The following is a 25,322-nucleotide window of genomic DNA, read 5'->3' as shown; positions in this document are numbered from 1 at the left end:
CAAGGTCGAAGATCTAACAGTTTCCGCGACATCACGTGATGTGGCCGAGGATCACCGTGTGAACGTGGTGGGCCTTGTCGACGCCGCGGAAGTCGGCTTCGAATGTGGTCCCAGCGACGGCGAGGGCGATGCTGCTGGAGGAGAAAAATTGGCCGGCCCACGACTTGTTGCTGAGGAATGAGATCGATCGGATGTGCTTGTAGGGGATGGACGTGATCGCGGTGCGCTTGCCGACGAAACTCTTGTCCTGGATCACGACGCGCAGGTTCGTCATCCCGAGGAAGCCGGTACCCGCGCCGATGCAGTCGTAGACGGCGATAATCTGCTCACCAGGGAGGATTCCCTGTTCGACCTGCTTCAGCTGCTCCGACTTGTCGAAGATCGGTTCAGTCATGGCGACTCCTTCGATGTCGGTGCGGAAGTCCATTCTCTCAGAATGATCGTGCGCGGCCCTGCACTCAGCCGGGTGAGATCGGCTCGAATGGGCGGATCTCGTCCTGCCCGGGTCGAACGACCCCGGCGGAGGACTCGGGCACCTCGTTCCACGCGCCTTCGAGGTCGCGGAGGGGTTCGGAGACCACAAAACGGGTCTCCCCTCCCAGTTCGTGCAGGACCTCGACTTCGGGGTGCAGTGCGCGCAACTTCGCGATCTCGGTGGAGAAGAACAGCGACCTCGACTGCCGTTCACTCGAATACCGGAAGACCCACAGCGATTCACCCTCGGTGGTGGCGACGGTCATCTGCACCGGATGGTCGACACCGTGTGCACGGCCGACGTCTTCGACGAAGCCGACCGCGCGGGCAACCGCACCGAAAGGATCGTCGGCGAGGCCGAATGTCAGGGCGAGGAAGAACAAGGTTTCCGAATCCGTCGAACCCTCGATGTCGAGGAACAAGGCCGGGTCGACGGCCATCACCAGGTCGCGTCTGACCTCGTGGAAACTCCGCAGGGCGCCGTTGTGTACCCACAACCACCGCCCGTGCCGGAAGGGGTGACAATTACTGCGCTGCACCGGTGTTCCTGTCGAGGCCCGCACGTGAGCAAGCAACATCCGCGTTCGCACCTGGCTGGCGATCTCCCGCAGGTTGCTGTCGTTCCAGGCCGGTTCGATGTTCTTGTACACCGCCGGCTCACTACCTTCGCCGTACCAGCCGACACCGAATCCGTCACCATTGGTGGTCGTCGCCCCGAGACGTGAGTGCAGACTCTGATCGATCAGCGAGTGTTTAGGGCGGAACAACAGGTCCTCCGCGAGGATCGGTTCACCCGAGTAGGCCATCCACCGGCACATACCTCAATCCAAGCACTCGCCACCGGCCGCGGGGCCGGAACCGAGAAATCCTCTTCGACAGCTGGTTAGTGCTTGTGAGGTGCGCCTCGACCTCGGCACCCTGAACGGACGCCCCTTCGCCGGCCTGGGCCCGGAAGCAATGGGCTAACCGCGCTCACCTGTTCGCTGAGCCCGCCAACGGCTGGGGCTGACCCCGAAGTGCCCGCTGAACCATCGTGAGAAGTTGCTCGGCGCCGAGAAAGCGAGCACGTCCGCGATCTCGGTGAGACTCAGCCGAGGGTTCGCCACCATCCGTTCGGCGAGCTCGGCGCGGGTGCTGTCGAGGACCGTCGAGAACGACTCCCCACTCTCCGCGAGCCTGCGGTGCACCGTCCTCCGATCCACACCCAGACTGCGGGCCACCTGCTCGACGGAACAGCGGCCGGTGGGGAGCAGCAGTTCGATCAACTCGCGGACCCGGCTCACGATCGTCACGTCGTCCACCGGTTCCCAGGAGTCCAGCAACTGCTGCGTGTAGGGGCGGAGAAGCGGGTCGGACATCTTGTTCGTCGCGTCCAGGTCGGCCGCCTCGATGACGATGCCGGCGAACTCGTTCTCGAACGTCACGACCGGACCGAACAAGCGCCGATGCGTTGCCGTGTCGGCCGGCGCCGTGTGCGGAAAACACACCGTGAGGGGTCTCCAGCCGCCGCCGAGGAAGTCGCGCAGCAACCGGTGCAACACACCGACCGCGAGTTCGATCGACTGCCGAGTCTCGAGCGCCTCCCCGAGATCGAGTTCGATGCGGAGGGTCACCAGGCCGTTCACCTCGGACATCCGCGTCCGCAACGCCTCGTTGTACGTGTGTGCATACCGGGTGAGCACGCGCAGGGCACTACGGACGTCGGGTTCTTCTCGGACGACGAGACTGAGCGGGCCGAGGTTGGAGAACTGTCTGCGTTCGGCAAGGCGTACCCCGAAGTCTTCGCGCCCGGACGCCTCCACCGACTGCTCGAGGAGGCGCGCGATCGCCGCGGCCGGGACCCACCGGTCCTGTAGTGCCAGGCCGGACGGATCGAGACCCGCGGATCTCATCAACGGAGCCGGGTCGATCCCGAGCGACCGGCACAGCTCCAGGTAGCCGTTCAGCGACGCGTAGCGCGCAAGGGGTTTCATGCCACCTCCGAATGCCTGTCCCAGAATGATAGGCCGGCTGTCCCGTCAGGATAAGCGTACGGCCCAATGTGGCCGTACTGTTAGGTGCATCACAGAAGCGGTGCGGAGAGGTGATCCGCCACACCGGATCATCCCCGTCAACCGGCCGCGAGCGTCCGGCCGCGGCACCGCACCGATCATCACGTCGAAGAGGAGAAACACTGTGGCACAGGCAGTTCGGTTCTACGAGCACGGCGCTCCGGAGGTCATGAAGTGGGAGAACGTCGAGGTCGGAGAGCCCGGCCCCCACGGAGTCCGGATCCGGCACGAGGCCGTCGGACTGAATTTCGCCGACACCTACTTCCGCACCGGCCTCTACCCGGCCGAACTGCCCGCAGGCATGGGTGTGGAGGCGGCCGGTGTCGTCGAAGAGGTCGGCTCCGGCGTGACCCACGTGCAGGTCGGCGACCGCGTCACCTACACGGGCAGCCCGCTCGGCGCCTACAGCACCGAACGCGTGATGCCGGCCGCACCGCTGATCCCGCTGCCGCAGGCGATCCGCTTCGACACCGCGGCCGCGATGACCATGCGGGGTCTGACCACGGCATACCTGCTGCGCCGCATCTACCCGCTGAAGGCGGGCGACACCGTGCTGCTGCACGCGGCGGCCGGGGGCGTCGGCCTGATCTTCACGCAATGGGCAAAGCTGCTGGGCATCAAGGTGATCGGCACCGTGTCGACCGACGAGAAGGCGGCAATCGCCCGCGCCCACGGATGTGAGCACGTAATCGTCTACACCCGGGAGAACGTCGCCGAGCGGGTTCGCGAGATCACCGGCGGCGCCGGCGTCCCGGTGGTGTACGACAGCATCGGCGAGTCCACCTTTCAGACCTCGCTCGACTGCCTCGCCCGGCGCGGACTGCTGGTGTGCTTCGGAACGGCGTCCGGACCGATTCCCCCGATCAACGCGATGCAGTTGGCAGTCAGGGGTTCACTGTTCGTGACCCGCCCCGCTCTCGCCGACTATATCGCCGACCCGGCAGAGCGCGCCGAACTCGCCGGTGAACTCTTCGGACACGTCGAGGCCGGCCGGATCCGGATCGAGATCAACCAGAGCTACGGGCTCGACGACGCCGTCCAGGCACACCACGATCTCGAATCCGGCCGCAGCATCGGCTCCTCCGTGTTCCGACTCTGACAGCGGGCCACACATTCACCCCGACGGAGACACCACCATGACCGACACCGCACAACTGACCTACTCGCCCGAACCGCACACGATCCTCTCCCCTTCCGGGCCCTTCCGAATCGCACCGCTGACCTGCTCGATCGGCGCCGAACTGTTCGACGTGAACCTCGGCGACGCCGCCCGCGACGATGCCCTGTTCGCCGAACTGCGGGAACTGCTGCTCGAGTACAAGGTCCTGTTCCTCCGCGACCAAGACATGACCCGCGCCGAGCACGTGGCGCTGGCCGAGCGGTTCGGCCCGCTCGAGGATCACCCCGTCGCGGGCAGCGATCCGGATCATCCCGGGCTCGTGCAGATTTACAAGGACCTCGACAGCCCGGCCGAGCACTACGAGAACGCTTTTCACTGCGACGCCACCTGGCGGGAGAACCCACCGATGGGTTGCGTGCTCCGCTGTGTGGAGACGCCCCCGGTCGGCGGCGACACCATCTGGGTGAACATGGCCCTGGCCTACACGAAGCTGCCCGACGCGGTAAAGAAGCAGATCGGCGGGCTCCGCGCCCGGCACAGCATCGAGGCGTCGTTCGGTGCCGCGCAGCCGCCGGATCAGCGGCACGCGCTGCACGACAGGTTCCCCGACGCCGAGCACCCCGTGGTGCGCACGCACCCCGAGACCGGTGAAAAGATCTTGTTCGTCAACGCTTTCGCGACCCACTTCGTCAACTACCACACCCCCGAGCACATCCGGTACGGCATCGACTACGCGCCCGGCAGCAGCAACCTGCTCAATTACCTGATCAGCCAGGCGTCGATCCCCGAATACCAGGTGCGGTGGCGGTGGACCCCGAACAGTGTGGCGATCTGGGACAACCGATCCACCCAGCACTACGCGGTCCAGGACTACTGGCCCGCCGTCCGCAAGATGGAACGCGCCGGGATCGTCGGCGACCGGCCCTCCTGAAACTTTCTCTATTCCTGTTGATCCGAAACCCCCCGAACGGAGAACACCCATGCACTTCCACGACGACGCCCTCTTCCCCGAGACCCAGGAGAAGCTGGTCATCACCGCCGCCCCGTACGGGCCCGAGTGGGAGCCGGACGACTTCCGCGAAGACCTGCCGCTCACGATGGACGAGCACGTCCAGCAGGCGGTCGACTGCTACGAGGCCGGCGCCACCGTCCTGCATATCCACGTCCGCGAACTCGACGGCAAGGGCTCCAAGCGGCTCTCGAAGTTCAACGAACTCCTCGGGCGCCTCCGGGAGGCCGTACCGGACATGATCCTGCAGGTGGGCGGTTCCATCTCGTTCGCACCCGAAGGTGAAGGCGCCGACGCCAAGTGGCTCAGCGACGACGCTCGGCACATGCTCGCCGAACTCGACCCGAAGCCCGACCAGGTGACCATCGCCATCAACACGAACCAGATGAACATCATGGAGTTGATGACCGCCGACGACATCGCCGGCACCTCGTTCCTACGTCCGGAGATCGCCGACGCGTACCGTGAGATGGTCGTCCCCGCCGGACCGTCGTGGGTGGAGGAGCACCTGAAGCGCCTGCAGGCCGCAGGAATTCAACCGCACTTCCAGCTCGCCAATGTAGCCCAGCTCGAAACCGTCGAACGCCTCATTCGGCGCGGCGTGTACACCGGCCCGCTGATGGTCACCTGGGTCGGCATCGGCGGCGGATTCGACGGCCCCAACCCCTACAACATGATGGAGTTCATCCGCCGAACCCCGGACGGCGCCGTGCTCACCCTCGAAACCCTGATGCGCAGCGTGCTCCCGATGAACACCATGGCGATCGCCATGGGCCTGCACGCCCGCTGCGGCAACGAGGACACCATCTGGGGTCGCCGAGGCGAGAAGATCACCTCCGTCCAGCAAATCGAGCAACTCGTCCGCATCGCCGGTGAACTCGGCCGCGAGGTCGCCACCGGCAAGGAGGCCCGCGAGATCTACAAGCTCGACGAGCGGTACGCCGACGCCGAGGAGACCCTCGCGAAGATCGGATTCGCGCCCAGCCGCCGGCCGGGACAGCTCGGCTTCACCCAGCACGCCTGAGTGTCGGTGTCGAGGGATCTCGCATCGTGACCGGGGAGAGAGCCGAGCAGATCGCCGTTCGCTCTCTCCCCACCCCTTTTATCACTCCTGTCCGCCATAGGAGGCCTCATGGGACTGCCTGCCACCACCGCCCCGAACACCACCATCCCGAAGACCACTACCGAGAAGACCGCACCGGCCTCCCGGTCCCGGTTCTATCCCTGGATCGTCTTCGCACTCACCTTCGGTCTGCTGCTGTCGGACTACATGTCCCGCCAAGTCCTCAGTGCCGTATTTCCGATCCTCAAAACCGAATGGACGCTGACCGATTCACAGCTGGCGTCGCTCAGCAGCATCGTCGCACTGATGGTCGGCCTGCTGACGCTCCCGCTGTCGCTGCTGGCCGACCGGTGGGGCCGGGTGAAAAGCCTTGTGCTGATGGCCGTGCTCTGGAGCATCGCCACGCTGCTCTGTGCGGTAGCAAGCAGCTACGAGCAGATGCTCGGAGCCCGATTCCTCGTCGGCGTGGGTGAGGCCGCCTACGGCAGCGTCGGCATCGCCGTCGTCCTCAGCGTGTTCGCCCCGAGAGTGCACTCCACGCTCAGCGGCGCCTTCATGGGCGGCGGATCGTTCGGGTCCGTGATCGGCGTCGCTCTCGGTGGTGTGATCGCCGTCAACCTCGGCTGGCGCTGGTCGTTCGCTGCTATGGCGGTCTTCGGGCTCATGCTCGTCGCCCTCTTCCGGGCTCTCGTCACCGAACGAAAACTCGCTCACCATGCGGCCGACGACGACCCGGCCGACACACCCGGTCCTACGGGATACCGAGCGCCGATCTCGAGCCTGTTCACCACCCCCGCCGTCGTGTTCGCCTACATCGGTGGTGGTCTCCAGATGTTCACCGCGGGTGTCCTGCTGGCTTGGCTGCCCAGCTTCTTCAACCGCTCCTACGGCCTCGCACTCGACAAGGCCGGCGCGATGGCGTCGATATTCGTCCTCCTCGTCGGTAGCGGCATGGTGGTGTGCGGCATCATCACCGACCGCGTCAGTCGCAACGATCCCGCGCGAAAATGGACTACCGCGGTGGCCTTCGGCGTAATCTCTCTCGTCTTCCTCGGCACCGGCTTCCAGATGCCGTCCGGAACAGTTCAATTGGTGCTGATCGGCATTGGCGCCTTCTTCTCCGCCGGCTCATCCGGTCCCATCGCCGCCATGGTCGCGAACCTCACCCACTCGTCGGTGCGTGCGTCGGCCTTCGGCACCCTCACACTGGCAAACAACCTTCTCGGACTGGCGCTGGGCCCGTTCGTCGTCGGGGTGCTGGCCGACCGCTTCGGGCTTGTCACCGCATTACAGATAGCACCCCTCATCTACATCGTCGCGATCGTCGCCCTTCTCCTCGGCAAGCGCGCCTACCCGGCCGGACGCCGCAAGCTCGCCGCCCTCACCGCCACCTCATAGGAATCCGGAGCCACTCGTGACTACATCCACCTCACCGACCGTGGTGATCGTTCCCGGACTGCGCGACCACGTCGCCGACCACTGGCAGACGATGCTCGCCGAGAGACTCGACACCGTGCGGACGGTGCCGCCGCTCGAACGCGACACGTTAAGCCTGGCTGCCCGGATCGCGGCACTCGACGACGTCCTCACCGGCATCGACGGGCCGGTAGTCCTGGTCGCGCACAGTGCGGGAGTCGCAATCACCGTCCACTGGGCACAGCGGCCCACCCGCCCGGTCCAGGGCGCCCTGCTCGCCACCCCACCGGACCTCGAGGAACCACTGCCCGCGGGGTATCCCACCCCCGACGACCTCGAGCAGGGTGGCTGGGAGCCCGTCCCCCGGCGCCGGCTTCCGTTCCCCAGCGTCGTCGCCGCCAGCACCAACGATCCGATGGCTCGCTTCCGTCGGGTCGCCGGAATGGCCGAGTCGTGGGGCAGCCGGCTCGTCGACCTCGGAGCCGTCGGTCACCTCAATCCCGCCGCCGGCTACGGGTATTGGCCGTACGCCGAGGAGTTGCTCCGGGAGTTGATCGACTCGACGGCCGCCGCCGCGCTGTCTTAGCGCGCATCGCCCACCTTCCCACTCCGAGAAAGTGTCCCGTGCTGAACCTCTCCGTACTTCTCGAAGACTCCGCCCGCCGATTCCCCCACCGTGACGCCCTGATTCTCGGCGACGAGCGGATGTCCTACGCCGATCTCGACGCCCGATCCGACCAGGTCGCGAACCTGCTGGTGTCTGCGGGCGTAGAACCCGGCGACAAGGTTGCTCTCTCCTGCCCCAACATCCCGCAGTTCCCCGTCGTCTACTACGGCATCCTCAAAGCCGGTACGGTGGTCGTGCCACTCAACGTGTTACTCAAGGAACGCGAGATTGCCTATCACCTCGCCGATTCCGACGCCAAGGCGTATTTCTGCTACGACGGCACTTCCGACCTGCCGATGGGCGAGTACGGTCGCTGCGCATTCGCGCAAAGTCCGCACTGCCGCAGCATGTTCCGCATCACCACCGACCCGGACGCACCCGTGACGATCGACGGCATCGGCACACTGGCCGACGCCATGGCGTCCCACAACACCGCCTTCGAGACCCTCGTCCGCGAACCCGGCGACACCGCCGTCATCCTCTACACCAGCGGGACCACCGGCAAACCCAAGGGCGCCGAACTCACCCACGCCAACATGGTGCTCAATGCGTTGACTGCCAACCGCCTGTTCGCCAGCACACCTACCACCCACGACCGCTACCTGGTGACGTTGCCGCTGTTCCACTCGTTCGGCCAGACCGTCACCCTCAACGCCGGAATCTCGGTGGGGGCGACCCTCGTGCTACTGCCCCGGTTCGAGGCCGCCGCCGCACTCGACCTCATCGAAAGGGAGAACATCACCGTCTTCGCGGGCGTGCCCACCATGTACTGGGGTCTGCTCGACGCCCTCGACGAACACCCCGCCGACATCGGCGGCATCGCCGCCAACATGCGCCTCGCCATCTCCGGTGGCGCCGCGCTGCCCGTGGAAATTCTCACCCGGTTCGCCGACCGCTTCGGGGTGCAGATCCTCGAGGGGTACGGACTGTCCGAGACATCACCCCTCGCGACCTTCAGCGACCCCGGACGTGATCCACGGCCCGGGTCGATCGGCGTCCCCGTGTGGGGAATCGAGGCCCGGCTTGTCGACCAGGACTGGAACACCGTCACCGGAGCCGACAGGATCGGCGAGATCGCGTTGCGTGGCCACAACGTCATGAAGGGGTACTACAACCGACCGGACGCCACCGCGGAAGTGCTGCGTGACGGCTGGTTCCGGACCGGTGACCTCGCCCGCGTCGACGACGACGGCTTCTATTACATCGTCGACCGGGCCAAGGATTTGATCGTGCGCGGCGGATTCAACGTGTACCCCCGCGAGATCGAGGAGGTCCTCCTCGGCCACGACGCCGTCTCCCTCGCCGCCGTCGTCGGTGTCCCCGACGACAGCCACGGCGAGGAGATCAAGGCGTACGTCATCCTCGAACCCGGCGCACAGGTCACCGCAGACGAGCTGATCGCCTGGGCCAAGCAGCAGATGGCGAGTTACAAGTACCCGCGCACCGTCGAATTCGTCACCGCCCTGCCGATGACCGCCACCGGCAAAATTCTCAAACGCGAACTCGACCGCGCCGGAGCCGGGATCTGATACAGAGCGCGTCAACAGACAGTCAACCGTCGGCACCCATCTCGGCGAGCTCGGTCCGCAGGCGCTCGTTGTCCGCCGAAGTCCAGCCGTCGGGCGGCAGGATCGCACTCCACGCATCGGCAATGTCGACGACGTACGAATGTCCGTGTCCGTCCGGCACACCTGTGGACACCGCCATGTCCGCCGCGACCTGGAAGAACGTCACGAACGGGAACCACTGCGTGCTGTCGAGAACGTCGTAACCGCGCTCCTCCTTCAGCCAGTCCGGTTCGCGCAGTAACAACTCCGGTGACCACCAGACGATCGGATCCGACGGGTGCTGCAAATAGACCATCCGCGGTTGCCCCCACGGAGCATCGGGGCGCGGCAGATCCTCCGACGCCCGCGCCCCGAAGCGCACCGTTTCGCCCCGCTCGTAGACCGGGAGCCATTCGGGTGAGCCCGGATCGCGGTTCGTGGTGACATCGGTCCAGATCTCGTTCGCATTCGGTGGTCCGGTGAACAGCACACCGTCGGTGCGGGCCTCGACGTCGTCGACGTTGCCGAATGCGCTCTCGCCACCGAAGGAGCCGAGGCTCTCACCCATCACGACCAGCTTGGGACGGGACTCCGGTGGCAACTTCTTCCATTTGTCGTACACGGCGTCGAACAATGCCTCCCCGGCCTGGTGGGCACGCTCCTTGTCGACGAGGAAGGACAGCCAACTGGGGAGATAGGAGTACTGCAACCCGACCATCGCGGTATCGCCGTTGTACATGTACTCCAACGAGGACACGAGACTTTCGTTGATCCACCCGGTGCCGGTCGTGGTCGCCACGCCCACCACCGCACGATCGAACCCGCCGGCGCGTTCAAGTTCGTCCGCCGCCACCTCGGCGTTCTCGCGGATCGAGTCACCGCCGCTGGCGAGCCCCGCGTAGGTTCGTATCGGCTCCACCGCGGCTCGACCGCCGTTGAACGCGGACAAGTCTTCGACGGACGGGCCACGCGAAATGAACGAGCGACCCTGCCGTCCCAGTGAATCCCACGTCACCAGCGACTCCGGCCCGCCCGAACGCAGCGGTGACGTGGGTGGCTCGTCGCCGGCCTTGGTCTCCTGGTTGACGGCGGCGAATGAAGTATTCAGGCCCGACATGATCGCGCGAACCGCAGCCCCATTGACCAGTGCGAATACCAGCGCTACGACCACTACTCCGATCACGGTCGCCGAGATACGCCGGGGTACCACACGGCTGATCTTGCGTTCGACCCACCGCACGGCCCGCAGCAGTACCCGGGCCGTGGCAACCAACCCGACATACACCAGCAACGCCACGATCCCCATGACGAGATAACCCCACCACGGGAAGGGCGCGGCGCTCATGATTTCCCGGAGTTGGTCCTGCCAGTTGCCGAACCACACCAACATCACTGCGGTTCCGACGAGACCGATGACCGCCGCCGTCCGGCGAACCATCGTCTTCACATGGTCCGACGCCTCCCGCCGCACGAGATAACGCACGAACTTAGAGCCGAGAAACCCGACGGCGTAACCGATTGCAGCCGACACACCGGTAACCAGTCCCTGGAAGAACGGCCCCCGAGGCAGAAGCGTCGGCGTCAACGACAGCCACACGAACAGTACTGCGATCACCAGGCCGCCGAATGCGTACCTGTCCGGAAGCCAGCGTCGATGCCCGGGCGGCCGCACGGCACCGGTGTCGCGTCCGGGTGCACTGTCGATCACATCGGTCGCCATGGCTCGTCGCGTCCTCTCCATGACGGGCGAACTCTCGGATTTACGTCGTCCGCTATCTACTATTCTCCGTCATGCAAGGGTCCGGACCTATCGAATCGAGCGAGAAATCGCCATCACGGACATTCCCGTGATGCCGGCACTACCCACCGAATCTAGGCCAGCGTCTTCGCCTTGATCGCCTGGAACTCGGCATCGGTAATCGTCCCGGAGTCGAGCAGCGCCTTGGCATCCGCGATCTGCTGGGCGGGCGACTGTCCCGCGACGTCCCGGATATAGGAGTCCTGCGCCTGTTTGACCTGCTGGGCAGCGGCCATCGATCGCTTCGCCATCCCGTCACTCCTGACGATCAGGTAGATCAGCGCCGACAGGAAGGGAATGATGAACAGGAAGAAAATCCAGATCGCCTTCACCCACCCCGAAGTTTCATGGTCTCGGAACAAATCAGTAATGATCGAAAACAGCACCGTCAGGTACGCCGCAAAGGCGAAACAGACGAAGATGAACCAGAAAAATTCCCAAAAGCCTTCCATTTTCAGGACTCCGTCCACTCGAGGTTGCGATCAGGACGCCAGGATTTTGGCCTTCTCTGCGTTGAACTCCTCCTCGGTGAGAACTCCCTGATCGCGGAGTTCGCCGAGTTGCTTCAGGGCGGCAATGCGATCCATGCCACCGGAGGGCGGTGCGGGCTGACTCGACGCAGGAAGTGGCGCCGCTTCTTGCGGTGGTGCAGGCTGGTTCGCCGCCCATCGCTGTCCCTGCCGTCGCGATACCCGGTTGGAGACGGCGGTCGCGGTGCCCGCCACGACGGCGGTCCGGGCCATCCCGCGTAGAAGTCCTGGCATGATATTCCTCCGCTTTCGAGTATTCGGTGCGTCAGCCGGTGGTTTCATCGAGTGCGTCGAGCGCTGCCAGAATGCCTTGGACGGGGATGCGCCCGGACGCGACGAGCTGGGCGCCCTCGCGCCGCAGTGCCGAGGCGAACGGTGCGGCCCAACGATTCTCGTACACCAGGATCGCTCCGGAACAACCTGGCTGTAGTACGGCGGCCGCCTCCTCGAGGTCCGTTGGGTCGACCAGGCCCGTCGCCGCCTCCGCGAACAGCGTCACGTCTACGCCGCCCTCGAATCCGAGATCCTCGATCTCGATACCGGATATCGATCCGTCGGTTTCCTTACGGACGAAGACCAGATCGAACACCCGGATGATGTTTCGCTCGACCAGGTCGATCAAATGAGGAAGCGCCGATCCGTCGGGTTGCCGATCACTGGGGAACTCCACGACGAGATAGTCGATGGGCCCGAGTTCGTCGAAATCGGTGTCATTCACTGCGAGACCTCTCTTCTGAAGACGGCAGCGACAGCCGCGCAGGGCGTCATCTCAGTATCGCCCGCAGGGGACGACGGCGCTAGAGCACGACCTCGCCTGTGAGTGTCTGCTGCCCGCCCGCGAGGGAGAGGTCCCGCCATCCGACGAGCACCTTGTGCACGGCCTCGGCGCCGCGCAGCGGGTCGGGCGGTGCGGGCAGGTCTGCTGGATAGATGAGAAACGGGGTGCTTTGCGGTCCTCCCATGCCGCCGTGCGAGCCGACCTGCTCCTCGAACGCCGCGACCTCGTCGGTGTCGGGCCAGTACGCGCCGCCGACCATGATGTCGGCAACGTTGTCGAAGTTGTCGGTGCGGCGCACCTTCTCCAGCGCGTCAGGGCCCATCACCGCGAGCGGGTTCTGCCCGGTGACCTCCCCTGTTGTCACGTCGACCTGGCCGTGGGGCCCGAGCACGACGGACCCGCCAGGGGCGGCCACGAGCAGAAAACCGATCCCGGGATGGTCGCGCAGCCCGGTGAGCAACCCGGGATGTGCGGCCTCGATGGCGTTGACATCGGCCCGTCCGGGCAGGTCCGGGAAGTAGATCAGACCGAGGTTGCCCGAGCCGAGCACGATCGGCTCGCCGGCGGGAGCGTGCGCCTCCTCGCCGGCCGTCGGTGCGTGCACGCTTGCCGCGGCGTAGCCGCGCCCCTCCGCCCCGGGTTGGGCGGAGACGTCGGGTTCGCGCTCGTACCAGTGACGCTTGACCGCGGTCGGTTCTCGCTGTGTACCAAGCCGGACGACCAATTGCCCCAGTGTTTCCCCGTAGCGTTGCAGAAAGGTCGCGCCCTGGCTCTGCCCGTGATCGGACAGCACGACGACGCGGTAGGGCCGCTCGGCCTGTTCCACGACGGCGAGCAGCATTTCGACGATGTCGTCGAGTTTGGACAGCACCGCGAGGGTCTCGGGCCGGGAGATGCCGGAGTGGTGCGATACCTCGTCGTAGCCGATCAGGTCGATGTAGACGACGCTGCGTCCCTTGATCAGATCGCCGACCACTGCGGCGACGGAAACGTCGGTGGCAAGCACGGTCGCGAACGCCCGCACGAACGGATAAACGCCGCCCCGCGGCACCCGCGGTTGAATGTCCTTGCGCTTTTGTCGCAGTGCCTGGCGTAGTTCCCGTTGCACCTCGCCGAACATTCGTAGCGACGTGCGCAGTGCACTCGCCGGATCGGCGAAATAGTCGCTGTAGCCGGCACCGCCGCCGAGTCGCGCACCGCGCATGCGGCTGACGACGAGGACGTTGTCGTTCGCGCCGCCGGTGAACAGGTTGCCGCGGCTCGCACCGTCGTGTGCCAGCAGGCCGGGGATGTCTGTTCTTTCGAGTTCGCGCTGCTCGTTGTCGGCCGGATTGCTGAACACCGAAATGTGCCCGGTCGCCTTGTCGTACCAACGAAACGCCGGCACGTTGTGGTTGGAACCGTGCAGCACGCCCAGCTGGGTGGCACCCGTCTGACTGCTCCAATCCGTGTGCCAGGGCCGCAGCCTGTGCGTGTGGCGCACCAACTTCGCCAGTCCCGGCGTGACGCCGTCAGCGATCGCGCGACGCAGCACGTCGTAACCGAGGCCGTCGATTTGGATGCACAACAGCCCCGGGGACGCGTTCCCGAGGACGACGTTGCGCCGCAGCCGAAAACGCTGACGACGCACCTGCATCACTCGGTAGGCGGTATCGGAGCGCGACGCGATAGCACCCGACACCACGGAGGTGAACAACGAGAGCAGCGCTGCGAGGACGAACGCATCGCGCGGTTGGTCCACTACCGCGACCGGTACCAAATACAGCGCCAACAGCATGATCACACCACCGGCAAGGAACACCCCGACGAACAGCAGCACCGGACCGATCCACGACATCAGCCACATCATCACCGGCCACAGCGCGGCACTGAGTACGCCGAACACCAACGCGAGAACCAGCGCAGCCGGCAGGGTCGGCAGCGGAGTGAAACTCGACCCGTCGAGCGAAACCCCGCCGAGGACGCGGTCGAGGACGACGATCGCGAGCGCTGACGACCACCAGAGCACGAGGAACTCGACGAACACTCGCACCACACCGCTCACCGTGCGCATCGCAGCTCCTTCGTCATCTGGAATCGTAAGGGGTATGAGCGCAATGACGGGGCCGGATGACGAGGCATTTCGTCTGCGCTGGCTCGGACATGCCAGCGCATTGATAATGGACCGCGGGACGGTCATCCTGACCGATCCGGTGCTGACCGACCGCGTCGCCCACTTGCGCCGCCGCACAGGCCCCACGCCGAGTGGCGTGAAGGTGCGACACCCGGATGCCGTTGTGCTCTCGCACCTGCACGCCGACCACACCCACCTGCCGTCGCTGCGGTTGCTCGATCCGGACGTACCGATCGTGGCGCCGTGGCGTGCGGTCGACGGCCTGCCCGCGCTGCGCGAGTTCGCCGACCGCCTGCTACCGCTGCGGCCCGGCGAACAGGTAAAGATAGGAAGAGTAACGGTGCGCGCCGTCCCCGCCCGACACGACGGCCGGCGCTGGCGACGCGGCCCGCAGCTTGCGCCGGCACTCGGGTATGTCGTCGAAGGAGACCGGCGCACCTACTTCGCGGGCGACACCGACCTATACCCGAATCTCGCCGACCATGTCGGCCCGGTAGATCTCGCGTTACTACCCGTCGGGGGCTGGGGCCCGACACTCGGTAAGGGTCACCTCGATCCACCACGGGCCGCGGTCGTCGCGCGTCTGGTGCAGGCAGGACTGGCTGTACCCATCCACTACGGCACGCTGTGGCCCATCGGCCTCGACGCCGTCCGCCCCCGCCTGTTCTTGGGTCCCGGCGCCGAGTTCGTCCACCACGCCGTCCGGGAGGGCATAGCAACGGCGGAGTTGCGCCCTGGTGACGAACTCGGCGAGCCGGGAATCCAGAGCGTGTAACTATCGGGTCGATAACCTCGCGAACGGCGAATCCCTTGATAAAAGACGAGCTCCACTACCTGATCAGTCTGGTCTAATCATCTAGTGGCAGTGCCTGTATCGCTCAGGTTCGCGTCTCTTATCTCCCTCTCCGGATTCCACGTCGAGACAGCCCAGATGATGACCACGTCGAGTGCGATAATCAACAGTGACCAACCCGGGTAGTAGGGCAGCCACAGAAAGTTCGCCAATATCGAGACGGCCGCGACGATGATAGCCGACACTCTGGCCCACCCCGCACCTGTGAAGAGGGCGAGGCCGACGATCGCGACGATGACGCCGAGAATGATGTGGATCCAGCCCCAGGTGGTGAGGTCGAATTTGTAGACGTAATTGATGCCGCTGACGAATACTTCGTCTTCGGCGACCGCCGCGATGCCTTGGAAGAACTGGATGATGCCGACGGTGACCATGATGACGGCGGCCGCCATCGACGTACCTGCCGCGAAACTCTGTTTGCCGGAGGGATACTCAGAACTCGCTGGATTGACTCCAAAGCTACGATCGGACATGGCTGACCCTTCCAGAGTTACGATGTACCGGTACCACAATTATCTTCCGCAGCCTGTTGCATTCGCGGCAGAATGCGGAATCCCACTCGACATGCCCCGCGCCCCTCGACAACTCTTCGTTCCCCAATTACGACAGGCGTGGTGAACGACGGACGAACACACCCCACACTTTCCCGCTGGTCGTCACCGATCGTGTCACTGGCTCGGCAGGTGAAATAGCGGAAGTTTCGGTTGCGAGCACGGGTTCCGTCGCAAGGGTCGGTGTACGGCTGTATGTGGCTTCGAGCGTGCGCGTGGCTGCTCGTTCGACCAGGAGCGGGACGAAGTCCCGGATGCGACATCCGTCGAACCGGTGAAGAGTTGCCTCGATCAGATCCTCGACCACCCCCGGGTCGAGGTTTGGGAAACGCTGAGTCAGCCGTATTCGGACGACGTCGATATTTTGTCTCTCCTTGTCGTCCATGAGAAGAATTGTCCCGCTACGTCGGGCCGGCGGGGACTCTTTTCGATATCACTTCGACTCATTCTGCCTCAGTGTGGATGCGGGTCGGCCTAGGCATCTTCGACTCCGCCGGTTGTTTTCCCGCACCGGATTCGGAGGCGGTGGGATACGAGCTGGGGCCGAGAGCGACGACAATCGAGGCCGGACGGCCAGATAGGACCACCGCGCCGACCAGTCGTGGGGGTCGGTCAGGGGACGGGTTTCGTATCGGGCGAACTCGGCACGAATCCCGGTGACCTTCATCGCCAGTTGCAGCAGCAATCCAGACGCGAACGCAGTGACTGCGGACAGCTCCAGGGTCAGGTCATTCTCCGCGGCGATCAGCATCGGGGCCTGTACGGGAAGGCCCCGATCTGCGGGTGGTGCGAGAGCCGGCCAACGATGGCGGCGCATGCCTCATCATCGCATCCCGCACGGTGCATCGGGAGTAATTTTGCGCAACAGAGATTTCGTCGACGGTAGGCCGACTCGTGGCTGGTGATCTGTCGTGCACGGAGGGTGCCGTATCACGCCCTTTGCACCGATACCCGAAAGCGATCGACGCTATGCGTGGTTAACGGCTGGGCGGTATGGAAGTCTGAATTCATGAGCAGCACACAGCGGGACCGGGACGACAGGTACGACGCGAATGCTGATTTCGGCATGCCGGACCTCGCTGGTGTGGTTCCTCCGGGCGGCCGGGTCGACGAGGACCCCGTCACCGTGCACAGTGACTATTTCGACACCGCAGATCGGGATCTGCGCGCCCATCGGGTGAGCTTGCGCCGCCGGTCCGGGAACATCGGCGCAGGGTGGCGCCTGCGGGTGCCCGGGCACAAGGCCCACACCGACATTCGCATGCCGCTGACCACCGGCGACGCACTACCCGACGAACTGGCCACCCTGGTCTCGGGGGTCGCGCTGGGTAAACCGGTGCACCCGGTGGCCACCATCTCGACCGCCCGCCGCCGCCACCGCATCCTCGATGCGGACGGGAACCTGCTCGCCGAGATCGCCGACGACACGGTGCGCAGTACCGTCGCCGGTGGTTGCGCCGGCGACGCGGCGATCGCCGGGAAATGGCGCGAGGTGGGGGTCGAACTGGGCGCTGCCGGCGACCGGGCCCTGCTCCGGGCGATCGGCACCCGGCTGACCCGTGCCGGTGCCCGGCCGGCGCGGCACTCATCGAAACTGTCCCGGGCACTGGCCCCCCACGGCACCGGTGACAGCGGCACATCGGGCGTCGACCCGGTCCAGAAATCGTTGACGGCCTACCTCGACACCCAGGTCCAAGAGATCATCGCCGGCGATGTGCAACTACGCCGCGGCCTGGACCCGATCCACCCCACCCGGGTCGGTATCCGGCGGTTCCGCAGCACCCTGCGGGTCTTCAAGAACCTCCTCGATCCCGACGCGGCCGCGCGTCTCGACGAGGAACTGTCCTGGTACGCAGGAGTGCTCGGCGAGGTCCGGGACCGGGAAGTCCAGCGAGCCCGGTTCGTCGCCGCGGTCACCGACCTGCCCGACGAGCTGGTACTCGGCCCGGTCGCCGCCCGGATCGAGAGCGACCTACTCGCCGAACAACTCCGATACCGGGCCGAGGTGATGGCGACCCTCGACACCGAGCGGTACCGGGCGATACTCGCCGACCTGGCCCGCTGGCGCAGCGCACCACCGCTGACCGACGACGCCCGTTCCGGGGCAACGGTACTGAAGAAAGCCGCCAGGAAAGCCACCCGCAAGGCCGACAAAAGATTGGCCGCCGCCCTCGACGACGGAGACGACGAGGGCCTGCACCGCGCCCGCAAGGCCGCCAAGCGCGCCCGCTACGCCGCCGAGCTCACCCGCGGGATAGTAGGGAAGAAGAAGGGCAAGAAGAAGGTGGCCCAGTACAAGAAGATCCAGCAGGTCCTCGGCGACCATCAGGACAGCGTGGTGGCGCTCGGCCCGCTCCGCACCCTCGGTGCCCGCGCCGGGACCACCGAAGGCGAAAACGGCTTCACCTTCGGGCTGCTCTACGGGCTCGAGCTACAGGCTGCCCAACGCGCCCGGGAAGACGCCGCCCAGCTCGCCAGCTGATCTGTAATACGGCTTCGTAGTCGGCGCGAACCGCCAGCTGGCTGCAATGCCCATATCTAGTGCCAGTCGGAGTTGGGGATCGCGGTCATGACCGCCCAGATCATGACCGTGTCGAGTGCGATGACGAGGATCGCCCACGCCGGGTAGTGGGGCAGCCACAGGAAGTTGACCACGATCGATGCTGCCGCGATAGTGACCGTCAACGTCCGCGCCCATATTCCACCGCGGAACAGGGCGCAGCCGACCAGCGCGATCAACAACCCGAGCACGATATGGATCCAACCCCACACGGTCAGGTCGAACTCGTAGGTGTACTCGGCGCCGGCTGTGACGACAGTGTCGTTGCTTACCGCGGCAATCCCCTGAGCGATATGCAAGACGCCGATGGTAACCAGCAAGATCGCGGCACCGATCATTGCGTCGGCTGCGATCTTCTGCCTATCGGTCGACTTGTCGGTCACGACGGTCACCTCTCCGGCTCGGATACTGTGAATTACTTTCCAGTGTGCGCGCGCACCGAGGCCACGATCCCCGAATTCGCGCATTCCAACCCAGTCGCACGATAGGCGTCGGCTAATGTGCGATAGCCCTCAGCCGGCTTGCCGGTGCCACGCCAGTTCGCGGAGCCGGACCCAGTCGACGGTGGGTGCGGCCGGGCGCACTCCCGGGCGGTCGCGGGGAACCCGGACCCGGAGCGCGCCGGGCTCGATCGTGCAACGCACCGGAGTCGGCAGCAGCAGCGATTCGCCATCGACGCCGACCGGAGTCTGGGGTGTGTCGGAATCGACGATCACCTCGGTGGTCGTGTGCTGCGTCAATCCGCGGACGTTGGCGCGGCGTAGCAGGCCGATGGCCTGGCGGGCGCTCGCGACCGAGACGGTGACGGCGCCGAGGACGCCGCGGTCGAGCCGGTCTCGCCGGTTGAGGCCGGCAAGATCACTGGTTCCGTAGGGGTTGTTGCTCACCAGCACTGCTTGCGGGTTCCGCACCGTGATGTCCCCGATCTGGGTCACAAGCGGGGCGCCCGCTCGTCCGGCGAGCAGGTCCGGAAGCATCTGCAGCACGGTGCCTGCCTTGTCGTCGCGGTACGCCGGGCTGCGGACCACCTCGGCGTATACCCCGAAGGAGGCGTTGTTGACGAACGGGCGGCCATTTATCCGGCCGAGGTCGACGGTAACCTCGACGCCGTCGCGCAGGGCGTCGAGGCACCGGCTCGGGTCGGTGCGGTCGAGCCCGAGGTCCATCGCGAAATGGTTGCGTGTCCCGGCGCTGATTACCAGGAACGGCAGGTCGTTGTCTGCCGCGACCGCTGCGACAAGGGCTTGTGTCCCGTCTCCGCCGGCCACGCCGAGTAGGTCGGCTCCACGCTGGACTGCCTGACGGGCCTCGTCGGTGACGTCGAAGGTACCTGGGCCTTCGAGCAGGACCACCTCGGCGCCCAGCTCCTCGGCCTTTCGTTGCAGGTCGAATTTCGCGACCTTGCCTCCACCGGAGTGCGGGTTCATGATCAGCACCGGATGTCGCACAGGCGGGGCAGGCACCTCTCGGACGGCGGTGTCCGACGGCCGTCCGCGTAGGGCGGCGCGGGCGCAGAGCACCGAGAGAAACGTCAGAACAACGGACGCGACGACAACGGCCAGCAGATCGGCACGGATGAAGAGGATCAACACCACGATCGGCGTCAGCACGGCGATGGGCAGTGACACCCGGCGCACGACACCGCGACTGGCGAGGAACCAGTACAGGGCGGCGACGGTGACGACGACGCCACCGACTCCGACGAGGAGGAGGCCGACTGTGCTGAGAAGTCCTGCGGACACCAGCGGCACCACAGCGGCGAGGATCGCAAGCGCGAACGCCGCCCGCGCCCACCAGCGTCGAGAACCGGTCGCGGTGTGGGCGGCGACGGGTACCGCCGAGCTGTCGTCGCTCGCCATCATGTCCCCGATTGAGCGGAAATGCGGCCGTCGTCGATCGCCTTCCGCAGCGCGGTGTGATCGCGTTCGTTCTGGTCGGCGTAGGTCTCGGCGAAGGCGGCCAGCGCCTTGTCGAAGTGCTCGCCCGAACCGAGGTACCCGGCGATCGCGAACCGGTCGCCGGCGCGTGCGTGCGCATACGCGAGCACCCTGGCACACAATCGGCCGTACATCGTCATGAGGTCGGGTTTCATGGTCTCCACGACAGCTGACCCCTTGCCGTCACGCAATTGGCGTACATAGAAGTCCCGCATCACTCCGGCGGCGTCGGGTCCCTGCTGCCAGCCGAGGAAGATGTCACTCGCTGCTTGCATCAGTTGCTGCCCGGTGACGACGCGCTCGCCGTGATTCACGAATGACGGTCCGGGGGCGTACTTCTCGAGAACCGACGGTTGCGCCTCCTTGGCCTGTAGGAATAACGGGTCACCGCCTTGACCGCGCAACAGGACGATCCAGGCCCGGGTGCCGACACTGCCCACCCCGACCACCTTCCGTGCCGTTTGGACGTACTCGTATCGATCGAGCAGCACACGGCGGGCAGGCGGCAGGGTGTCACGGTAGTCGCGCAGTCGTCGGTTCAGTTCCCGGTCGATCTCTTCGGCCTCGGTGCCGGTGAAGATTTCTTCGATCGGTACGACCAGCGGCGGTGTGCTCACTATCCGCGGCCGCCCGTCCACCACTGTCGTCAGCCTTGACAGTGCCTGCACGCTGTCGCGGCCCCGGGACTTGTCGATCGTCTTCTGGACGCGTCTGCGAGTCGAGGAATCCAGGACGTCGCGAAGCTCGTCGAACTGGGCGGCGGCGTCGATATGGGAGTACCACACCTCGAGCTCACCGCGCTCGGACTGGGACGACATGGTCTCGCGGTATTCCGCGGCGCAGGCGAGGGTGATCTTTTTGCGTTGTTTACCGCTGAAACCGTTGCTCCGTCCGGCGACAGCGAGACTGGCGACGAGTCGCTTGACGTCCCATTCGAACGGGCCGGGATAGGTTTCGTCGAAGTCGTTCACATCGAACGCAAGTGTGCGCTCCGGTGTAGCGAAGAGTCCGAAGTTGCTCAGGTGGGCGTCCCCGCACAACTGGGTGTGCAGGCCGGTGGTCGGGGCTCGGGAGAGGTCGTCGGCCATCACCAGCGCAGCGCCGCGGTAGAACGCGAACGGCGACTGAGCCATCCGCCCATACCGGATGGGAACCAGATCCCGAACCCGGGTCTCCGCCTGAGATTCGAGCAAACCGATAGGGTCTCGGTCGCGAACCGGAACGTGTTCGGCCATCGCATCGAAGGGAACTCGACGCCGAACGTTCTCGCCGTGTTCGAGGCGCTCCGCCCGCGTCGGCTGATCGACGACCCCGACGCGTCCCGCGTCGGGGAAAGTGTCTCGCTCTGTCATGGCGTGGTTCCTCGTGTCGAGAACAGCCTGGGTTAACGGTGGCGGTACCCCCATGATCTCGCGCGCCCCGCCCTCACGTCATCGTTTCGGGTGCAATCGGTGCCGTCCGGATATGGCGGCCGCACACACCCGCCCAATCGAAAGTCGGGTCGACGAAAATGCAGCCACAGTGTGTGGTAAGGGAGGACACTGATCTTCGGTACGACCACTTCACACGTCGCCCGGGAAGGGAACGATGATGTCCGAGGACTCGTTGGTCAAGCAGGGTGTGGCAAAGGGAACGTCGATGGGCGGGGCAGTCCTGCTCGTCACGGTCGGGGTGCTCGAGGTTCTCCAGGGTATCTCCGCGATCGCCAAGGACGATGTCATCGTCGTCGGCATCGAATACACCTATCAGTTCGACGTCACCACCTGGGGATGGTTCCATCTCATATTCGGCGTGATCGTCGCGGCGGTCGGCGCGGTGCTCTTCACCGGGGCGACATGGGCGCGAGTCGGCGCCATGATCCTGTGTGCCCTCTCGATCTTCGTGAACTTCCTCTGGCTGCCCTACTACCCACTGTGGGCGATCACGATCATCGCCCTGAACGCGGTCGTGATCTGGGCGGTCGCAACCTGGAATCCCGACGAGATCTGAACGGCGATGACCGACGGCAGCAGCACTACCGCCAGCGGTTCACTCGACAACGACGAACGCGCCGAACTCCTCCGACTACGTGAGGAAGTCGCGACGCTGCGCAAACACACCAGCGGCACCACCGCCGACGTTCCCAGCCAACCAGTTCCGCGTCGACCCCGGCACGGGCTGCGGTGGGTGGGCGTGACGATTCTGCTGGTGTTGGTGGCCGTTCTCGCAATCGCGTCGGTCACCGCCCGCTTCACCCGCAGCCAGATTCTCGACACCGACCGCTACGTCAGCACGGTGGCACCGCTGGGCGACGATCCGGCTCTCCAGGCCGAAATCAGCAATCAGATCACCGACGAAATTTTCACCCGAGTAGACGTCGAGGGGCTGACCGAAGATGCCCTGACCGCACTCACCGATGTCTCGAACCTGGCCACGAACGCCCCCCGCCTCGACCGGGCCGTCATCGGTCTCGCACCCGTCCTCACCAGTCAGGCAAAGACCTTCGTCCACGACACCGTCAGCTCTCTCGTGCAGTCCCAGCAGTTCGAAGACCTCTGGATCCAGGCGAATCGGGCTGCGCACAACACGCTCGTCGCAGTGATGACGGGAAATTACGGCCTCAGCTCCGTCGAAGTCGATCAGAGCGGCACCGTCAGCATCTCGCTCGGCACGGTGATCGACAGGGTGAAGGCGGCACTGAACGAGAGGGGCTTTGCGTTCGCGGACAAGATTCCGTCCGTGGACAAGCAATTCGTACTGTTCCGGTCGCCGGAACTAGTGAAGGCGCAGCGGGCGGTCGCCGCACTCGACAGGGCGGCCACAATCCTCCCGTGGCTGGGAATTGCCTGTGCCGCAGCAGCTGTCGCCGTCGCCCCCACCGGGCGTCGGCTCCGCGCCCTCGCCCTCGTCGGACTGTCGATTGCAGTGGGGATGCTTCTCCTTGCGATCGGCATTCTCATCGGACGAGCGATTTATCTCGACAGCGTCCCACCCGACGTCCTCTCGCCCGATGCGGCCACAGCCGTCATCGACACGGTGCTGGTACCGCTGCGTACGAGTCTGCGCGCGGTCGCAGTCCTCGGCCTGGTGATTGCACTCGGCGCCTACCTCACCGGCGGTTCGTCCTCCGCCACCACGGTGCGCCGCGGCTTCGGACAGTCACTGGACTTCGCCCGTCGAACCGGCAGCGGCCGGCCACCGAACGAGATCGAACGGTGGGCTCATCAGCTTCGAGTACCACTGCGGTGCGCCATCATCGGCATCGCAGCCGTGCTGCTGATGTTCTGGCGGTACCCCACCGGACTGGTCGTCTTGTGGATCGTCCTCGGCGCCTTGCTGGCACTCGCGGCACTCGAACTGCTCATCCGTCCCGCCCGCACATCCACTGAGCAAAACCTGGAATCTACGCCGGTGCCTTCGCCTTGATCACTGACGTCCGCGAGCGAGACCGCTGACCGCCGAATCACCCTTCGCTCGACGATTTTCGACTCGTCTGCCGGGATTGCAGGTTTACCACCACAGCGGCGTGGATCAGCGGACAATAATCGTACCGGGCCGCCTGGTTCGGTGAAGGAAGGGGACGGTCATGTCCGAGACAAGGTCGGTCAAGCAGGGCGTCGCGGCAGGTACTTCGATCGGCGCGGCCATCATCATGGTGACCGTGGGAATTATTCAGTTCTGCCAGGGCATCGCCGCGGTCGCCGAAAACGAAGTGTTCGTGGCGGGGGTGGATTACGTCTACAAGTTCGACCTGACCACGTGGGGCTGGATTCACATCGTGCTGGGTGCGCTCGTCGCAGCGGTAGGCCTCGCATTGGTCACCGGTGCGGGATGGGCGCGGGTGACGGCGATCGTGATTGCGGCGATCTCGATTCTCGCCAATTTCCTATGGCTGCCCTACTACCCCTGGTGGTCATTACTCATCATCGGCCTCGACATAGTGGTGATCTGGGCGGTCTCGACCTGGAAGCCGGACCGGGTCTGATCATTCGGCGGCCCGGGAGCGAACCGTGGGAAAGAAGTCGAAACACGAGAAGTCCGGGCTCGACCTGCCCCGTCCGGACGCAGGCGAGGCCGCGGCACCGATGAGAGACAACGCCTCACCGATGAAAGACAAGGAATATCGCCGCCTGCTCCGTCCGCTCCACGTCGAGCTTGTCGCGTTGCAGGAGTGGGTGAAATCGTCGGGTGCGAGGATTTGCATCGTATTCGAGGGCCGCGACACTGCCGGTAAGGGTGGGGTCATCAAGGCGATCACCGAGCGAGTCAGTCCGCGGGTGTTCCGTGTCGTCGCCTTGCCCGCCCCCACGGATCGCGAGAAATCACAGATGTACGTGCAGCGGTACCTGCCGCACCTCCCGTCCGGAGGGGAGGTCGTCATCTTCGATCGCAGTTGGTACAACCGCGCCGGCGTCGAGCGGGTGATGGGTTTCTGTACCGAGGAGGAAGCTCGGAAGTTTCTGCAACTCGTTCCGACAGTCGAACGCGCGATTGTCGACTCGGGCGTCGTACTGCTGAAATATTGGTTGGAAGTGAGCCAGGAACAGCAGACGCTGCGCCTGCAGAGCCGAATCGACGACCCGCGGAAGATCTGGAAGCTGTCGGACCTGGATCTCGAGTCGTACACCCACTGGTACGAATACTCGCGCGCACGGGACGAGATGTTCCACTTCACCGATACCGGCTGGGCACCGTGGTACGTCGCGGTCAACGACGACAAGAAGCGTGGCCGCCTCAACGTCATCAGCCACCTGTTGAGCCAGATTCCCTACGAACCGCTGGAACGCCCCGACATCACCCTGCCGAAGCGGCGTGGCCCGCACGGTTACGAGGCGCCGAGGCAACCACTGCACTGGATCCCTACCCCCTACTGAGG

The 25,322-nt window shown here is 65.3% G+C and carries 24 protein-coding genes and 1 pseudogene; 12 read left to right on the top strand and 13 right to left on the bottom strand.

Annotated features, from left to right (window positions below; all coding sequences use genetic code 11):
• Positions 1–31 precede the first annotated feature (31 nt).
• The 3 genes from HYG77_RS21520 to HYG77_RS21510 form a co-directional block, all read right to left on the bottom strand.
• Positions 32–394, bottom strand: a complete 363-nt coding sequence (locus HYG77_RS21520; RefSeq protein WP_208960548.1) for a PH domain-containing protein — start codon at positions 392–394, stop codon at positions 32–34.
• 64 nt (positions 395–458) lie between these two features.
• The gene (locus HYG77_RS21515; protein ID WP_208960547.1) at positions 459–1,280 is read right to left on the bottom strand and encodes a class II glutamine amidotransferase; all 822 of its coding nucleotides are present in this window, start codon (positions 1,278–1,280) and stop codon (positions 459–461) included.
• Between the two features lie 156 nt (positions 1,281–1,436).
• The gene (locus HYG77_RS21510; RefSeq protein WP_208960546.1) at positions 1,437–2,447 is read right to left on the bottom strand and encodes an AraC family transcriptional regulator; all 1,011 of its coding nucleotides are present in this window, start codon (positions 2,445–2,447) and stop codon (positions 1,437–1,439) included.
• Between the two features lie 202 nt (positions 2,448–2,649).
• Between HYG77_RS21510 and HYG77_RS21505 the strand changes: the two genes are divergently transcribed.
• The 6 genes from HYG77_RS21505 to HYG77_RS21480 all read left to right on the top strand — a co-directional run bounded on the left by HYG77_RS21505 (position 2,650) and on the right by HYG77_RS21480 (position 9,329).
• Positions 2,650–3,624: a quinone oxidoreductase gene (locus HYG77_RS21505; RefSeq protein ID WP_208960545.1), complete on the top strand. Its 975-nt coding sequence runs from the start codon at positions 2,650–2,652 to the stop codon at positions 3,622–3,624.
• 37 nt (positions 3,625–3,661) lie between these two features.
• The gene (locus tag HYG77_RS21500) at positions 3,662–4,576 is read left to right on the top strand and encodes a TauD/TfdA family dioxygenase (RefSeq protein WP_208960544.1); all 915 of its coding nucleotides are present in this window, start codon (positions 3,662–3,664) and stop codon (positions 4,574–4,576) included.
• 49 nt (positions 4,577–4,625) lie between these two features.
• Positions 4,626–5,678 carry a 3-keto-5-aminohexanoate cleavage protein gene (locus HYG77_RS21495; RefSeq protein ID WP_208960543.1) on the top strand — a complete coding sequence of 351 codons (1,053 nt, stop codon included), beginning with the start codon at positions 4,626–4,628 and terminating at the stop codon, positions 5,676–5,678.
• A gap of 108 nt (positions 5,679–5,786) precedes the next feature.
• Positions 5,787–7,115: an MFS transporter gene (locus HYG77_RS21490; RefSeq protein WP_208960542.1), complete on the top strand. Its 1,329-nt coding sequence runs from the start codon at positions 5,787–5,789 to the stop codon at positions 7,113–7,115.
• A gap of 16 nt (positions 7,116–7,131) precedes the next feature.
• Entirely contained in the window at positions 7,132–7,719 is a 588-nt protein-coding gene (locus HYG77_RS21485; protein ID WP_208960541.1) for an alpha/beta hydrolase, read from the top strand.
• 38 nt (positions 7,720–7,757) lie between these two features.
• A complete protein-coding gene (locus tag HYG77_RS21480) occupies positions 7,758–9,329 on the top strand; it encodes a long-chain fatty acid--CoA ligase (protein ID WP_208960540.1) in 1,572 nt (523 codons plus the stop codon).
• Positions 9,330–9,351: 22 nt separating this feature from the next.
• Here the strand turns inward: HYG77_RS21480 and HYG77_RS21475 are convergent, their stop codons facing one another.
• From HYG77_RS21475 to HYG77_RS21455, 5 genes are all read right to left on the bottom strand, one after another.
• A complete protein-coding gene (locus tag HYG77_RS21475) occupies positions 9,352–11,067 on the bottom strand; it encodes an alpha/beta-hydrolase family protein (protein ID WP_208960539.1) in 1,716 nt (571 codons plus the stop codon).
• A 152-nt stretch (positions 11,068–11,219) separates the two neighbouring features.
• Positions 11,220–11,597, bottom strand: a complete 378-nt coding sequence (locus tag HYG77_RS21470) for an SHOCT domain-containing protein (protein ID WP_208960538.1) — start codon at positions 11,595–11,597, stop codon at positions 11,220–11,222.
• A 30-nt stretch (positions 11,598–11,627) separates the two neighbouring features.
• A complete protein-coding gene (locus HYG77_RS21465; RefSeq protein ID WP_208960537.1) occupies positions 11,628–11,909 on the bottom strand; it encodes an SHOCT domain-containing protein in 282 nt (93 codons plus the stop codon).
• Between the two features lie 31 nt (positions 11,910–11,940).
• Positions 11,941–12,393, bottom strand: a complete 453-nt coding sequence (locus HYG77_RS21460; protein ID WP_208960536.1) for a DUF6325 family protein — start codon at positions 12,391–12,393, stop codon at positions 11,941–11,943.
• Positions 12,394–12,472: 79 nt separating this feature from the next.
• Positions 12,473–14,506, bottom strand: coding sequence for a phage holin family protein (locus HYG77_RS21455; RefSeq protein ID WP_208960535.1), 2,034 nt, complete (start codon positions 14,504–14,506; stop codon positions 12,473–12,475).
• Between the two features lie 34 nt (positions 14,507–14,540).
• Here HYG77_RS21455 and HYG77_RS21450 point away from each other — a divergent pair, with 34 nt between their 5' ends.
• Complete coding sequence (locus HYG77_RS21450; protein ID WP_208960534.1) at positions 14,541–15,341, top strand: MBL fold metallo-hydrolase; 801 nt, start codon at positions 14,541–14,543, stop codon at positions 15,339–15,341.
• A 77-nt stretch (positions 15,342–15,418) separates the two neighbouring features.
• Here the strand turns inward: HYG77_RS21450 and HYG77_RS21445 are convergent, their stop codons facing one another.
• Positions 15,419–15,811 carry a hypothetical protein gene (locus HYG77_RS21445; RefSeq protein WP_208960533.1) on the bottom strand — a complete coding sequence of 131 codons (393 nt, stop codon included), beginning with the start codon at positions 15,809–15,811 and terminating at the stop codon, positions 15,419–15,421.
• Between the two features lie 724 nt (positions 15,812–16,535).
• Positions 16,536–16,787 (bottom strand): annotated as a pseudogene (locus tag HYG77_RS39740) (hypothetical protein); the annotation flags it as partial.
• 192 nt (positions 16,788–16,979) lie between these two features.
• Here HYG77_RS39740 and HYG77_RS21440 point away from each other — a divergent pair.
• Positions 16,980–18,452 carry a CYTH and CHAD domain-containing protein gene (locus HYG77_RS21440; RefSeq protein ID WP_208960532.1) on the top strand — a complete coding sequence of 491 codons (1,473 nt, stop codon included), beginning with the start codon at positions 16,980–16,982 and terminating at the stop codon, positions 18,450–18,452.
• A gap of 56 nt (positions 18,453–18,508) precedes the next feature.
• Here HYG77_RS21440 and HYG77_RS21435 read toward each other — a convergent pair whose 3' ends face one another.
• The 3 genes from HYG77_RS21435 to HYG77_RS21425 all read right to left on the bottom strand — a co-directional run bounded on the left by HYG77_RS21435 (position 18,509) and on the right by HYG77_RS21425 (position 21,819).
• Positions 18,509–18,913, bottom strand: coding sequence for a hypothetical protein (locus HYG77_RS21435; RefSeq protein WP_208960531.1), 405 nt, complete (start codon positions 18,911–18,913; stop codon positions 18,509–18,511).
• A 129-nt stretch (positions 18,914–19,042) separates the two neighbouring features.
• Positions 19,043–20,392: a diacylglycerol kinase family protein gene (locus HYG77_RS21430; protein WP_244373009.1), complete on the bottom strand. Its 1,350-nt coding sequence runs from the start codon at positions 20,390–20,392 to the stop codon at positions 19,043–19,045.
• The gene (locus HYG77_RS21425; RefSeq protein WP_208960530.1) at positions 20,389–21,819 is read right to left on the bottom strand and encodes a DUF2252 domain-containing protein; all 1,431 of its coding nucleotides are present in this window, start codon (positions 21,817–21,819) and stop codon (positions 20,389–20,391) included. The genes HYG77_RS21430 and HYG77_RS21425 overlap by 4 nt, the downstream gene beginning before the upstream one ends.
• A 238-nt stretch (positions 21,820–22,057) precedes the next feature.
• On the opposite strand from HYG77_RS21425, the gene HYG77_RS21420 reads away from it, so the two are divergent.
• The 4 genes from HYG77_RS21420 to ppk2 all read left to right on the top strand — a co-directional run bounded on the left by HYG77_RS21420 (position 22,058) and on the right by ppk2 (position 25,320).
• Entirely contained in the window at positions 22,058–22,456 is a 399-nt protein-coding gene (locus HYG77_RS21420) for a hypothetical protein (protein ID WP_208963472.1), read from the top strand.
• Between the two features lie 6 nt (positions 22,457–22,462).
• Positions 22,463–23,872 carry a hypothetical protein gene (locus HYG77_RS21415; protein WP_208960529.1) on the top strand — a complete coding sequence of 470 codons (1,410 nt, stop codon included), beginning with the start codon at positions 22,463–22,465 and terminating at the stop codon, positions 23,870–23,872.
• Positions 23,873–24,032: 160 nt separating this feature from the next.
• Entirely contained in the window at positions 24,033–24,431 is a 399-nt protein-coding gene (locus HYG77_RS21410; RefSeq protein ID WP_208960528.1) for a hypothetical protein, read from the top strand.
• A gap of 25 nt (positions 24,432–24,456) precedes the next feature.
• The gene (gene ppk2 / locus HYG77_RS21405; protein ID WP_208960527.1) at positions 24,457–25,320 is read left to right on the top strand and encodes a polyphosphate kinase 2; all 864 of its coding nucleotides are present in this window, start codon (positions 24,457–24,459) and stop codon (positions 25,318–25,320) included.
• Positions 25,321–25,322: the final 2 nt, after the last annotated feature.

It is taken from the genome of Rhodococcus sp. ZPP, assembly GCF_017656075.1.
Classification (GTDB): domain Bacteria; phylum Actinomycetota; class Actinomycetes; order Mycobacteriales; family Mycobacteriaceae; genus Rhodococcus_F; species Rhodococcus_F oxybenzonivorans.
Note: the sequence above shows the minus strand (reverse complement) of the source record. Positions and strands in the feature narration are given on the sequence as shown.

Bases quoted from the DNA above. Each gene is read 5' to 3' on its own strand.
- HYG77_RS21520 (WP_208960548.1), bottom strand. From the start codon at position 394: ATGACTGAACCGATCTTCGACAAGTCGGAGCAGCTGAAGCAGGTCGAA.
- HYG77_RS21515 (WP_208960547.1), bottom strand. From the start codon at position 1,280: ATGGCCTACTCGGGTGAACCGATCCTCGCGGAGGACCTGTTGTTCCGC.
- HYG77_RS21510 (WP_208960546.1), bottom strand. From the start codon at position 2,447: ATGAAACCCCTTGCGCGCTACGCGTCGCTGAACGGCTACCTGGAGCTG.
- HYG77_RS21500 (WP_208960544.1), top strand. From the start codon at position 3,662: ATGACCGACACCGCACAACTGACCTACTCGCCCGAACCGCACACGATC.
- HYG77_RS21495 (WP_208960543.1), top strand. From the start codon at position 4,626: ATGCACTTCCACGACGACGCCCTCTTCCCCGAGACCCAGGAGAAGCTG.
- HYG77_RS21490 (WP_208960542.1), top strand. From the start codon at position 5,787: ATGGGACTGCCTGCCACCACCGCCCCGAACACCACCATCCCGAAGACC.
- HYG77_RS21475 (WP_208960539.1), bottom strand. From the start codon at position 11,067: ATGGCGACCGATGTGATCGACAGTGCACCCGGACGCGACACCGGTGCC.
- HYG77_RS21470 (WP_208960538.1), bottom strand. From the start codon at position 11,597: ATGGAAGGCTTTTGGGAATTTTTCTGGTTCATCTTCGTCTGTTTCGCC.
- HYG77_RS21465 (WP_208960537.1), bottom strand. From the start codon at position 11,909: ATGCCAGGACTTCTACGCGGGATGGCCCGGACCGCCGTCGTGGCGGGC.
- HYG77_RS21455 (WP_208960535.1), bottom strand. From the start codon at position 14,506: ATGCGCACGGTGAGCGGTGTGGTGCGAGTGTTCGTCGAGTTCCTCGTG.
- HYG77_RS21450 (WP_208960534.1), top strand. From the start codon at position 14,541: ATGAGCGCAATGACGGGGCCGGATGACGAGGCATTTCGTCTGCGCTGG.
- HYG77_RS21445 (WP_208960533.1), bottom strand. From the start codon at position 15,811: ATGGCGGCCGCCGTCATCATGGTCACCGTCGGCATCATCCAGTTCTTC.
- HYG77_RS21440 (WP_208960532.1), top strand. From the start codon at position 16,980: ATGAGCAGCACACAGCGGGACCGGGACGACAGGTACGACGCGAATGCT.
- HYG77_RS21430 (WP_244373009.1), bottom strand. From the start codon at position 20,392: ATGATGGCGAGCGACGACAGCTCGGCGGTACCCGTCGCCGCCCACACC.
- HYG77_RS21425 (WP_208960530.1), bottom strand. From the start codon at position 21,819: ATGACAGAGCGAGACACTTTCCCCGACGCGGGACGCGTCGGGGTCGTC.
- HYG77_RS21420 (WP_208963472.1), top strand. From the start codon at position 22,058: ATGTCCGAGGACTCGTTGGTCAAGCAGGGTGTGGCAAAGGGAACGTCG.
- HYG77_RS21415 (WP_208960529.1), top strand. From the start codon at position 22,463: ATGACCGACGGCAGCAGCACTACCGCCAGCGGTTCACTCGACAACGAC.
- HYG77_RS21410 (WP_208960528.1), top strand. From the start codon at position 24,033: ATGTCCGAGACAAGGTCGGTCAAGCAGGGCGTCGCGGCAGGTACTTCG.